This is a genomic window from Brachybacterium sp. p3-SID1565 (assembly GCF_025143785.1).
Classification (GTDB): domain Bacteria; phylum Actinomycetota; class Actinomycetes; order Actinomycetales; family Dermabacteraceae; genus Brachybacterium; species Brachybacterium epidermidis.
In genome coordinates, this window is the sequence record NZ_JAMBDS010000075.1 from 1 (window position 1) to 11,885 (window position 11,885).

At 72.0% G+C, this 11,885-nt stretch carries 11 protein-coding genes; 10 read left to right on the forward strand and 1 reads right to left on the reverse strand.

All coding sequences use genetic code 11. The annotated features are described in order from the left end of the window. Window positions 1–96 precede the first annotated feature (96 nt). Window positions 97–969: an undecaprenyl-diphosphate phosphatase gene (locus M4D54_RS13120; RefSeq protein ID WP_193866392.1), complete on the forward strand. Its 873-nt coding sequence runs from the start codon at window positions 97–99 to the stop codon at window positions 967–969. Between the two features lie 34 nt (window positions 970–1,003). Then, window positions 1,004–2,257 carry a cysteine--1-D-myo-inosityl 2-amino-2-deoxy-alpha-D-glucopyranoside ligase gene (mshC, locus tag M4D54_RS13125; protein WP_259891982.1) on the forward strand — a complete coding sequence of 418 codons (1,254 nt, stop codon included), beginning with the start codon at window positions 1,004–1,006 and terminating at the stop codon, window positions 2,255–2,257. 36 nt (window positions 2,258–2,293) lie between these two features. Here the strand turns inward: mshC and M4D54_RS13130 are convergent, their stop codons facing one another. Next, complete coding sequence (locus M4D54_RS13130; RefSeq protein WP_259891984.1) at window positions 2,294–3,103, reverse strand: PAC2 family protein; 810 nt, start codon at window positions 3,101–3,103, stop codon at window positions 2,294–2,296. Between the two features lie 34 nt (window positions 3,104–3,137). Here M4D54_RS13130 and M4D54_RS13135 point away from each other — a divergent pair, with 34 nt between their 5' ends. From M4D54_RS13135 to M4D54_RS13170, 8 genes are all read left to right on the forward strand, one after another. Then, complete coding sequence (locus M4D54_RS13135) at window positions 3,138–4,283, forward strand: M50 family metallopeptidase (RefSeq protein ID WP_259891985.1); 1,146 nt, start codon at window positions 3,138–3,140, stop codon at window positions 4,281–4,283. A 44-nt stretch (window positions 4,284–4,327) separates the two neighbouring features. Then, window positions 4,328–5,440 (forward strand): tRNA (adenine-N1)-methyltransferase, encoded by a 1,113-nt coding sequence (locus tag M4D54_RS13140; protein ID WP_259891986.1) that lies wholly within the window; start codon window positions 4,328–4,330, stop codon window positions 5,438–5,440. A gap of 19 nt (window positions 5,441–5,459) precedes the next feature. Next, a complete protein-coding gene (gene arc / locus M4D54_RS13145; RefSeq protein WP_259891993.1) occupies window positions 5,460–7,016 on the forward strand; it encodes a proteasome ATPase in 1,557 nt (518 codons plus the stop codon). After that, window positions 7,013–8,743, forward strand: coding sequence for a depupylase/deamidase Dop (gene dop / locus M4D54_RS13150; protein ID WP_259891988.1), 1,731 nt, complete (start codon window positions 7,013–7,015; stop codon window positions 8,741–8,743). The genes arc and dop overlap by 4 nt, the downstream gene beginning before the upstream one ends. Beyond that, entirely contained in the window at window positions 8,740–8,928 is a 189-nt protein-coding gene (locus M4D54_RS13155) for a ubiquitin-like protein Pup (RefSeq protein ID WP_193866387.1), read from the forward strand. Before dop ends, M4D54_RS13155 begins: the two co-directional genes overlap by 4 nt. A 4-nt stretch (window positions 8,929–8,932) precedes the next feature. Further along, window positions 8,933–10,327, forward strand: coding sequence for a Pup--protein ligase (pafA, locus tag M4D54_RS13160; protein ID WP_259891989.1), 1,395 nt, complete (start codon window positions 8,933–8,935; stop codon window positions 10,325–10,327). Window positions 10,328–10,419: 92 nt separating this feature from the next. Next, window positions 10,420–11,376 (forward strand): FKBP-type peptidyl-prolyl cis-trans isomerase, encoded by a 957-nt coding sequence (locus M4D54_RS13165; RefSeq protein WP_259891990.1) that lies wholly within the window; start codon window positions 10,420–10,422, stop codon window positions 11,374–11,376. A gap of 51 nt (window positions 11,377–11,427) precedes the next feature. Continuing rightward, the gene (locus tag M4D54_RS13170; RefSeq protein WP_259891991.1) at window positions 11,428–11,811 is read left to right on the forward strand and encodes an FKBP-type peptidyl-prolyl cis-trans isomerase; all 384 of its coding nucleotides are present in this window, start codon (window positions 11,428–11,430) and stop codon (window positions 11,809–11,811) included. Window positions 11,812–11,885 lie beyond the last annotated feature (74 nt).

Sequence of the window (11,885 nt, forward strand, 5' to 3'; positions counted from 1 at the left end):
GCGTCGGCTACCGAGCGTCGGCTCCGGAGCTCCGGCCGCCACCCCGCGCCCATCCCTCGCGCATCCCGTGTGCGCCCAGCATTAGGAGCAGTGCCGGTGTCCTTCCTCGAAGCGATCATCCTGGGCATCGTGCAGGGCCTGACCGAGTTCCTCCCCATCTCCTCCAGCGCGCACCTGCGCGTGGCCGGAGAGCTTCTGGAGCCCGGCCAGGAGCCCGGTGCAGCCTTCACCGCGATCGTCCAGCTCGGCACCGAGACCGCGGTCCTGATCTACTTCTGGAACGACATCACCCGCATCATCGGCACATGGTTCAGGGCACTGGCCGGGAGGATCCCGCACTCGGACCCGGATGTGCGGATGGGCTGGATGGTGATCATCGGCTCGATCCCCATCGGCGTGCTCGGCCTGCTGTTCGAGGACCAGATCGACCACTCCCTGCGCAACCTGTACATCACCGCCACCATGCTGATCCTGTTCGGCCTGCTGCTGGGCGTGGCCGATCGCATCGCACCGCAGCGCAAGGAGCTGAAGGACCTCACCGTGCGCGACGGCATCCTTTACGGCCTGGCCCAGGCCCTGGCGCTGATCCCCGGGGTCTCCCGTTCCGGCGGCACCATCACCGCGGGCCTGCTGATGGGGTACTCCCGGCAGGCCGCTGCACGGTACGCGTTCCTGCTGGCGGTTCCCGCCGTGTTCGCCTCGGGCTTCTACAAGGCCGCCCAGGAGGTCCCCGCGCTGCTGACCGTCGACGGCCGCGCCGCTGCTGCGGCGGCCGGCGAGCCCTCCCTGGTGGCGATCGTCGTGGCCACGGTGGTGTCCTTCGCCGTGGGGTACGCGGTCATCGTGTGGTTCATGCGGCTGATCGAGAACCGCTCCTACATGCCCTTCGTGCTCTACCGGGTGATCGCCGGCGCGCTGCTGCTGGTCCTGCTGTGGACCGGTGTGATCGATCCACTGGCCGGGGGCTGAGAGTTCCCGCGCCGAACCTCCGTATGATCGACGGGTGCCCACCTGGACCTCACCGGCGATCACGCCCCTGCCCGGATCCGACATCCCCCCGCGGCTGCACGACACCCGCACAGGGCGGGTGATACCGCTCATCCCCCTCACGCCCGGGCATGCCCGGCTGTACGTCTGCGGCATCACGCCCTACGACTCCACGCACCTCGGCCACGCCGCCACGTACCATGCCGCCGATCTCATGCGTCGCGCGGCCCTGGACGCCGGATGGCAGGTGGACATGGCCCAGAACATCACCGACGTGGACGACCCCCTGCTCGAGCGCGCCGCCCGGGACGGCATCGAGTGGCAGGACCTCGCACGCGAGCAGACCGAGCTGTTCACCTCCGACATGGAGGCGCTGCGGATCATCGCCCCGGAGACCTACCTCTCGGTGAGCGAGTCCATGGACGCGATCATCGCCGCCGTGCAGACCCTCCACGACCGGGGCCGGGCCTACCCCGTCCAGAACGCCCGCGACGAGGCCGCGGGCCCCGACTGGTACCTGGACCTCTCCATCGACGGTGCCCTGGGGGACGTCTCCGGATGGAGCCGACAGCAGATGCTGAGCGTGTACGCGGATCGCGGCGGCGACCCGGAGCGGCCGGGCAAGCGCGATGCGCTGGATCCGCTGCTGTGGCGAGCGGCGCGCAGCGGTGAGCCCTCTTGGGATGCCGGGCAGCTGGGGGTCGGGCGACCGGGCTGGCACGTGGAGTGCGTGTGCATCGCCGAGCACGGGCTGGGCCTGCCCTTCGACGTCCAGACCGGCGGCAGCGACCTGATCTTCCCCCACCATGACCTCTCAGCGGCGCACGCTGCCGCCCTCGGCCGAGGCTTCGCCTCGCTCTACCCGCACACCGGGATGGTGGCCTACCAGGGCGAGAAGATGAGCAAGTCTCTCGGGAACCTGGTGTTCGTGCACCGACTGGTGGGCGAGGGCGTCGACCCGATGGTGATCCGGCTGGTGCTGATGGCCCACCACTACCGTGCCGACTGGGAGTGGACGGGCCAGGAGCTCGAGCGGGCCACCGCCCGCCTGGAGGCCTACCGGGCCGCCGCTGCCCGAGGCGGGTCCCACCCCTTCACCGTGGAGGTCCTGCGCAGGGCCCTGCGCGAGGACCTCGACACCCCGACGGCGCTCACCGTGCTGGACGCCTGGGCGGCCGGCGAGCACGGCCAGCAGGAGATGCCCGCCGACGCCCCCGATGACGTGGCCTCCGCGGTGGATGCGCTGTTCGGGCTGGCCCTGCGGGACTGAGCGGCGCCCCGGGATGCCCGAGGACCTGGTGCCGGGTCAGTCCGTGTCGCGCCTGCGACGCAGGAACTGCTCGAACTCCCGCGCGATCGCATCGCCGCTGGCCTCCGGCAGCTCAGCGGCGTCCTGTGCCCTCTCCAGGCGCCGCACGTAGTCGGCCACGTCCTCGTCGGTGCGCGCCAGCTCGTCCACCCCGCGCTCCCAGGCCGCGGCGTCCTCCTCCAGCTCCCCCAGCGGGATCGGCGCGGTGATGCGGTCCTGCACCTCACGGATCAGGCCGAGCACCGCCTTCGGGGAGGGCGTCTGCGCCACGTAGTGGGGGACCTGGACCCAGATGCTGGTGGTGCGCAGACCAGCGCTGGTGGTGCGGCGGGCCAGCACGGTCGGCACCCCCACGGGCCCCTCGTAGAGGCTCTCCTCGCCCACGGTCTCCGCAGCCCCCGGCTCCACCCGGCAGCTCACGGGCAGAGGCCGCGTGTGCGGGGAATCGGCCAACAGGGACCCCAGGGAGATCACCGAGCTGACGTCCAGCAGCTGCATCTGCTCGAGCACCTCGTCGCAGAAGCGCCTCCAGTGCAGGCTGGGCTCCGGGCCCAGCACCGTGACGATCTCCGGCCCCCGGGGAGGCTGCACGATCCGCAGCTCGGTGTCCGGCCAGTCCAGCACCCGCAGCCCCTCCTCGGTGGTGCGCACCTCGGGGCGGTTGACCTGGAAGTCGATGTAGTCCTCGGCATCGACGGCGCCGGCCGGCCGGGAGGGCCACACGCTCAGCAGGTGCTCGACGGCGCCGCTGGCCGCCTCGCCCGCGTCGTTCCACCCGCTGAAGGCGGTGATCGCGATACGACTCATCGAGCCATCATAGGCGCCCGCTAGGGTCTCACCTGTGAAGAGCCCCTCCCTGCGCCTCGGCTCACTGCCGCCGATCCGCATCAGCGGCGGCACACTGGCGACCCTGCTGATCCTGGCCGTGGTCATCCACCCCGTGATCGCGCTCAGCGCAGTGGTGGGCCCCGGCGGTGCGATCGCACTGTCCCTGGGGATCTCGCTGTTCATGATCGTCTCGGTGCTGGTGCACGAACTGGCCCACGCCCTGACCGCCCGGTTGTTCGGGGCCACCGTGGACCACATCGCCCTGACGCTGTGGGGTGGTCACACCCAGTACCGCGCCGAGCGCATGGGCGGGCTGCCCTCGACGGTGATCTCCCTGGCCGGACCGCTCAGCAACCTGGGCCTGGCCGCGCTGTGCACGGGGATCGCCTCGCTCGTGCGGGCGGAGACGGGACCGAGCCCTGCCTCGCTGTTCTGGGAGAACTCGGCATGGCTGAACGTGGCTCTGGCCGTGTTCAACCTGCTGCCGGGCCTGCCGATGGACGGCGGCCGCGCCCTGGAGGCACTGCTGGGGACCGTGCTGCGCAGCCGCATCATCGGCACCCGGATCACCGCCTGGGTCGGCCGCGCGATCGCCGTGGCCGTGGTGGCCTGGCCGCTGTGGAACCTGTCGCGCAGCACGAGCGTGAGCACCGGGTCGATGCTCACCCTGGTGTGGGCCCTGCTGATCGCGGGCATGCTCTGGCACGGTGCCTCCCGCGCCCTCGAGGCCGCGAACCTCGAGCATCGCATCCAGAACCTGGACGCGGCCCGGCTGGCCTCGCCGGTGGTCCTCGTCGCCGGGGCGCTGCCGCTGTCCCGTCTTCCGGAGGTGCTCGACGCGGGCCAGGAGGCAGCGGGGGCATCGCTGGACCCGTCCGCCGTGATGGTGCTCGAGGACGGGCCGCCACCGCGCGCCCTGCAGATCGATCCCTCGGCCCTGCGCTCGGTGCCCCCGGACCAGCGCAGGCACGTGCCCGTCAGCGCTGTCGCCGCGCCCCTGGGCACGGTGGGGGAGCTGAGGGCGGGCATGACAGGCAGCCAGGTCGTCACCGCGATGCTGGCCCGGCCCCACCCCCTGTACCTGGTGCGGGAGGCCGACGGGACGGTGATCGGCGTGATCCGGAGCGCAGAGGTCAACGCTGTCCTGCGCGGACGCTGAACGGCGCCGGTGCCCGGCAGGACGATCGACCTATGCTGGAACGCATGACCTCCACGCCCCCGCGCCCCTCGGCCCCCGAGGGGGAGCCCACCGCCCCGGCCACCACCGCACGCGAGGCCGGTGCTGTGCCCGAGGGCGGCGCGGCACCCGAGGCGAAGGGCCTGGACCGCACCGGGCCCTTCGAGCTCGGCGACAAGGTGCAGCTCTCGGACTCCCGGGGCCGTCTGCACACCATCACGCTCAAGCATGGCGGCCAGTTCCACACCCACCGGGGCGTGCTGCGGCACGATGACCTGATCGGCGCCGAGGACGGCGTGGTGATCGCCGACACCGCCGGCAACCGGTACCAGGCACTGCGGCCCCTGTACGCGGACTACATGCTGTCCATGCCGCGAGGCGCCGCGATCATCTACCCCAAGGACTCCGCCCAGATCCTGATGTGGGCGGACATCTTCCCCGGCGCCCGGGTGCTCGAGGCCGGAGTGGGCTCCGGAGGGCTGACCACCGCACTGCTGCGAGCCGTGGGCGAGCACGGCAGCGTGCACTCCATCGAGCGCCGCGAGGACTTCGCCACGGTCGCCCAGGAGAACGTGCGCACCTACTTCGGTGCCGACCACCCGGCATGGACCCTGAGCATCGGCGACTTCCAGGACATCGCCCTGGACCTGGCCGCCGACGGTCCGGCCGCGGACCGCGTGGTGCTGGACATGCTGGCCCCCTGGGAGTGCGTGGACGCGGCCGCTCGGGCCCTGGTCTCCGGTGGGGTGTTCCTGGCGTACGTCGCCACCGTCACCCAGCTGTCGCGCACCGCCGAGGCGCTGCGCGACCACGGCGAGTTCACCGAGCCCCATGCCTGGGAGTCCTTCGTGCGGCCCTGGCACCTCGAGGGCCTCGCGGTGCGACCCGAGCACCGGATGAACGCCCACACCGGCTTCCTGCTGACCTCCCGCCGCACCGCCCACGGCACCACCGCGCTGACCCGTGTCACCCGCCCGGCCCCCGGCTCCCGGGACGCCGAGGAGATCGCCCACCCCGACAACGAGGGCTTCGGCGGGGGCGGCGGCGAATGGACCGCGAAGGACCTGGGGGAGCGCGGTGTGGCACCCCGCAAGATCAAGCGCGCCCTGCGCGACATCCGCCAAGGACGCGACCGATGAACGAGAGCACCCGATGACCATGAAGACCTACGCGGAGATGTCCGCGGAGCTCGACCGGTTCGCCACCCTCAACGACCGGCTCACCGCGTCCCTGCGGGCGGCTCGTGCCCAGATCGTGGACCTGAAGGCAGATCTGAAGCGCGTGGGCGACCCGCCCAACTCCTACGCCACCTTCCTGCGCCGCACCGAGGGCACCACCGTGGACGTGCTGCACAACGGGCGGCGCCTGCGCATCGCCACCAGCGCCGAGATCGACCTGGACGCCCTTCAGCCAGGCGCCGAGCTGCGCCTGAACGAGGCCCTCGCCGCGGTCGAGGTGGTCCCACCCAGCGACGCCGGGAACATGGTCACCGTGATCGAGGCCCTGGCTGACTCGCGCGTGCTGGTGGCGGTGGCGCCCGACGACGTGCGGGTGCTGCGCCGTGCCGGATCCCTGGCGGAGGAGGTGCTGCACCCCGGTGACCACGTGCTGGTGGACCTGCGCGCACAGCTGGTGATCGAGCGGATCGAACGGGCCGAGATCACCGACCTGGTGCTCGAGCAGGTGCCCGACATCTCCTTCGAGCAGATCGGCGGCCTGACAGAGCAGATCGAAGCGATCCGCGACGCCGTCGAGCTGCCGTTCCTGCAGCAGGACCTGTACCGCACCTACGGCTTGCGCCCGCCCAAGGGCGTGCTGCTGTACGGCCCGCCCGGCTGCGGCAAGACCATGATCGCCAAGGCCGTTGCCCACGAGCTCGCGGTGCGCTCCGCCGAGGCGCGGGACGTCCCGGTCGAGGAGGCCCTCCAGCACTCCTTCTTCCTCAACGTCAAGGGCCCCGAGCTGCTGAACAAGTACGTCGGCGAGACCGAGCGCTCCATCCGCCTGGTGTTCGAGCGGGCCCGGGAGAAGGCCACCAGCGGCCACCCGGTGGTCGTGTTCTTCGACGAGATGGAGTCGCTGTTCCGCACCCGCGGCAGCGGCCTCTCCAGCGACGTGGAGACCACGGTTGTCCCGCAGCTGCTGGCGGAGATCGACGGCGTGGAGACCCTCGAGAACGTGATCGTCATCGGCGCCTCCAACCGAGAGGACATGATCGATCCGGCGATCCTTCGGCCCGGGCGCCTGGACGTGAAGATCCGGGTGCGCCGCCCCGATGCGCAGTCCGGCCGTGAGATCCTCGCGCTGTACCTGGACGACTCGGTGCCCGTGCGCGGTGACCGCGACCGACTGCTGGACGAGGCGGTCCGGGAGATCTACGCGGACGGCCCGGAATCCGCCTTCGTGCGCTTGGAGTACTCCGACGGCACCGGCGAGGTGCTGCACTTCCGCGACTTCGTCTCCGGCGCCACGCTGCGCAACATCGTGGACCGCGCCAAGAAGAACGCGGTGAAGGACCAGCTGGCCACCGGACAGGTGGGCGTGGGCTCCGAGCACCTGGCCGCCGCCATCCGCAGCGAGTTCGTGGAGAACGAGGACCTCCCCTCCGGCGCCCACCCCGAGGACTGGGCCCGGATCTCCGGTCGGCGCGGCCGCCGGGTCGATGCGGTGATCCCCCTGCAGGGCCGGCCCGAGCAGGAGGTGGTGGAGGCATGAGCCGCCGCCTGACCACCGAGCGCGTGATGGGCATCGAGACCGAGTTCGGCGTGCTGCACGCCGACCCGGAGGACCGCGCCCGCGCCGGGGCCGGCAGCTCCATCCTGCTGTCCCACCTCACCGTCGGCGCCTACGCCCTGCTGGACCCGGCCGAGGGCGAGCGCGGCCGGCGCGTGCGCTGGGACTACGGCGACGAGTCCCCGCTGCGTGACGCCCGCGGCTTCGAGATCCAGCGCGCCGCTGCCCACCCCACCCAGCTCACCGACCAGGTGCGCGACGCCCACGTGCCCAGCGTGGACCTCGACGCGCCCCTGCAGGGACCGGAGATCCCGCCCGAGGGCGAGGACGACGAGGTGCTCACCTGGGCCGCCCACCGCTCCATCGGCAACGCCGTGCTGGTCAACGGGGCTCGCTGGTACGTGGACCACGCCCACCCGGAGTACTCCGCACCGGAGGTGCTGCGCGCCCGGGAGGCCGTGGTCACCGACCGGGCCGGGGAGGTCATCGCGCGCCGCGCCATGAGCATCCTGGCCGGGGCCGACGGCATCCCCGAGGTGGCGCTGTACAAGAACAACACCGACGGCAAGGGCGCCTCCTACGGCACTCACGAGAACTATCTGCTGGACCGGGCCGTCCCCTTCGACGACGTGGTCGCCGTCTTGCTGCCGTTCCTGGCCACCCGCCAGGTGCTCGTCGGTGCCGGGCGCGTGGGCATCGGGCCGCGCGGCACCGCACCCGGCTTCCAGATCTCCTCGCGGGCCGACTTCATCGAGGCCGAGGTGGGGCTGGAGACCACTCTGAACCGGCCCATCGTCAACACCCGAGACGAACCCCACGCCGACCCCTCCCGCCACCGCCGCCTGCACGTGATCATCGGGGACGCCAACCTGCTGGAGGAGTCCACCTTCCTCAAGCTCGGCACCACCTCCCTGGTGCTCGCCGCGATCGAGGCCCAGCACCGCAGCGGAAGCCGGGTCCTGCCCGACCTGACCCTGGCCGATCCGGTGGAGGCCGTGCACACCATCAGCCACGACCCCACGCTGCGCGCCACGGTGCCCCTGAGGGACGGCCGCGAGATGACCGCGCTGCAGATCCAGCGCGCCCATCTCGATGCCCTGCGCGAGGTCGCCGATGGGGACGACGAGGAGACCACCGCGGTGCTCACAGCCTGGGGCGAGATCCTGGACCTGCTCGAGCGCGACCCGATGCTGGCTGCGGACAGGGTGGAATGGGCCGGCAAGCTGCGCCTGCTGGACGGGTACCGTGCCCGCCACGGGCTGGACTGGTCCGATCCCCGCCTGTACGCGATCGACCTGCAGTACTCCGACCTGCGCCCCGCGACGGGGCTGTTCGAGCGGATGCGCGCCTCCGGCAGGGTGCGCACCCTGGTCAGCGAGCAGGAGGTCGACCGCGCCGTGGTCACGCCCCCGGCCTCCACCCGCGCACACCTCCGCGGCAGCCTCATCACCCACCACCGAGCACGCGTACCCGCGGCGGGCTGGGACACCATCACGGTGGCCGGCTCCGAGGGCGGTGCGCGCCTGCGGCTGGCCGACCCGCTGATCGGCTCCGCCGCCTGGTGCGCCCACCACCACGTCGACCCCTCCGCAGATGTCGACACCGTGCTGGAGGCCCTGCGCCGCGCCGTCACCGCCGCCGTGCCTTCCACCCACGACGACTCCCCGACCCAGCCCAACGATCACCACGACGACCAGGAGCAGCCATGAGCCAGCAGTCCCTGAACGCCCCCGGCCCCGGCGAGGACGACGCCGCGGACGACCAGTCCGTCACCGGCGGGCAGACCTTCGCCTCCGCCCAGGGCGCCGACGACCTCCTCGACGAGATCGACTCCGTGCTGGAGGCCAACGCCGAGACCTTCGTGCGCTCCTTCGTCCAGAAGGGCGGGCAGTGACCCGATGAAGCGTCGGGTAGGAGGACTCGAGACCGAGTTCGGCCTGGTGTGCGTGCGGTCCGACGGCACCCGCGCCCTCGAGCCCGAGGCCGCGGCACGGGAGCTGTTCCGGCCGGTGGTCGCCCGGGGAAGGTCCTCCAACGTGTTCCTCACCAACGCGGCCCGCCTCTACCTCGACGTGGGCTCCCACCCGGAGTTCGCCACCGCCGAGTGCGACGACTGGTGGGACCTGGTGGCCCAGGACCGCGCCGGCGAGCGCATCCTCGGCGAGCTGGTCCAGGACGCCAACGAGCGCCTGGCGGCCGACGCGCAGGACGCCCGCGTCCATCTGCTGAAGAACAACGTCGACTCCGAGGGCAACTCCTTCGGCTCGCACGAGAACTACCTGGTGGACCGGCGCGGCGAGTTCACCCGTCTGCCTCGCTACCTGCTGCCCTTCCTGGTCACCCGCCAGATCCTCACCGGTGCCGGGGGAGTGGTGCGGGACGAGGACGGGGCCCGCTTCGTGTTCTCCCGCCGCAGCGACCACATGTGGGAGGCGGTCTCCTCCGCCACTACCCGCACCCGCCCCATCATCAACACCCGCGACGAGCCCCACGGCGATCCCGGGCGGTTCCGCCGCCTGCATGTGATCGTGGGCGACTCCACCATGAGCGAGGTCTCCACGCACCTGCGCTTCGCGACCACCGACCTGGTGCTGCGGGCCATCGAATCCGGGCGGGCCCTGCCGGATCTCACCCTGCGCGACGACATCTCCGCCATCCGAGCCGTCGCCCGCGACCTGAGCGGCCGGGCTCCGATCCCCACCGCCGACGGCGGCGCCACCAGCGCGCTCGAGGTCCAGCAGCGATGGCTGGACGTGGCCGCCGAGCACGCCGAGCCGGGGGACCGGGACGAGCAGGACACGCTGGAGACCTGGCAGCGCGGGCTGGACGCCGTGCGCACCGAGGATCGTGCCTGGGCCGCCCTCCACCTGGACTGGGCGATCAAGGAGAGGCTGTTCGAGCAGGTCGCCCAGCGCCGCGGCGTGGACCTCGCCGATCCCGCGATCGAGCGGCTGGACCTCGCCTACCACGACATCGATCCCGAGCGCGGCGTGTTCGCCGCCCTGACTCGACGGGGCCTGGCACCGTCGATCCTTTCCCAGGAGCGCATCGAGCGTGCCCGCACCGTGGCGCCCACCACCACCCGCGCGCACCTGCGCGGCCAGGTGGTCACCGCCGCCCAGGACAACGGTGTGGACCACGTGGTGGACTGGACCACGCTGCGCCTGACCCGGCCAGGCGCGATGCCCGTGCAGCTGCTGGACCCCTTCACCACCGAGTCCGCCGAGGTGGAGGCCCTGCTGGCGGAGATCCGTGCCGCCGGTGGCGCGACCGAACCGCCCCTGCCCGCCTGAGCGGGCGGCGTCGGCCTGGGAGCCCGTCCCGTGCCGACGCCGTACGCTGTGACCGCGCCCGTGCCGGGCGTCCCTACCCGAAAGGCCCCCTGGTGATCCGCCGCCGTACCCTGCTCTCCACCGCTCTCGCCGCGACCGCCGCGATCGGACTGGCCGCCTGCTCCGACGACGGCACCGATCCGGAGCAGACCGGTGCGACGGGCTCCGACGGGGGCGGTGAGGGCGCCATCCTGTCGGCCGTGACCGTCAGCGAGGACCTCGGCTCCGAGCCGACCGTCGAGTTCGAGGCGCCGTTGCAGGTCACCGCACCCGATGCCGTGGTGGTGGTGCCCGGTGACGGCGAGACCATCGCCGCCGGGGACACCGTGATCATGCGCAGCGCCTACGTGGATGCCTCCACCGGCGAGATGCTGCAGTCCTGGTGGCAGGGCGCCCCGGCCGGTGGCATGCAGGTCGACGCACAGACGATCGGGGAGCAGGCGGCGACCTTCTTCACCTCCGTGACGGTGGGCTCGCGATTCGCCATGGCCGGCTGGCAGCAGAGCCAGACCGGCCAGTCCATGTCGTTGATCCAGGTGGGGGACATCGACCGGATCGTCGCTCCGCTGCGCGCCGAGGGGAAGCCGCAGGAGCCCAGCGGCGACTTCCCCCCGGTGACCCTCGGCGAGAACGGCGCCCCCTCCCTGGACGGCGCCCCCGAGGGGGAGCCGCCCACCGAGACCACCCGCGAGCTGCTGATCGAGGGCACGGGCGATGCCACCCGCGAGGGCGATTTCCTCACCATGCAGTACACCGGCTGGGCCTGGGACACCGGGGAGCAGTTCGACTCCTCGTGGGACCGCGGTGCTCCCTTCAGCTTCGTCCAGGGGCAGGGCATGGTGATCACCGGCTGGGACCAGCACCTTCTGGACCTTCCCGTGGGAAGCCAGGTGATGCTGGTGATCCCGCCGGCGGACGCCTACGGCGAGGACCCGGAGCTCCACGAGCTCGGCGGAAAGACCCTGGTGTTCGTGGTGGACGTGCTGGACGCAGCCCATAAGATCGAGTGACCGTACCGCGAACCCGCCCCACAACGACCTATCCCGATCCAGGAGGAACGCATGGACGACCGCAGCAAGCCCGAGATCGACCACCCCGAGGGCCCTGCCCCCACCGACCTGGTGATCACCGACGAGATCACCGGTGACGGCGAGGAGGCCGGCCGCGGCGACGTGGTCGACGTCCACTACGTGGGCGTCTCCCACTCCACCGGCGAGCAGTTCGACGCCTCCTGGGACCGCGGCGAGCCGCTGCGCTTCCAGCTCGGCGTGGGACAGGTCATCTCCGGCTGGGACCAGGGCGTGCAGGGAATGAAGGTGGGCGGCCGTCGTCGCCTGGACATCCCCGCGCACCTCGCCTACGGCGACACCGGTGCCCCGCCCATGATCGCCCCCGGCGAGACGCTCATCTTCGTGTGCGACCTGGTGGCGGTGCACAAGCGCTGACCACCGCACGCCCCGGCGCTCCCGGGGAGCAGGACGGCCTGTTCGAGGCCCCTGCCCCCGAGGCGGCCACCACC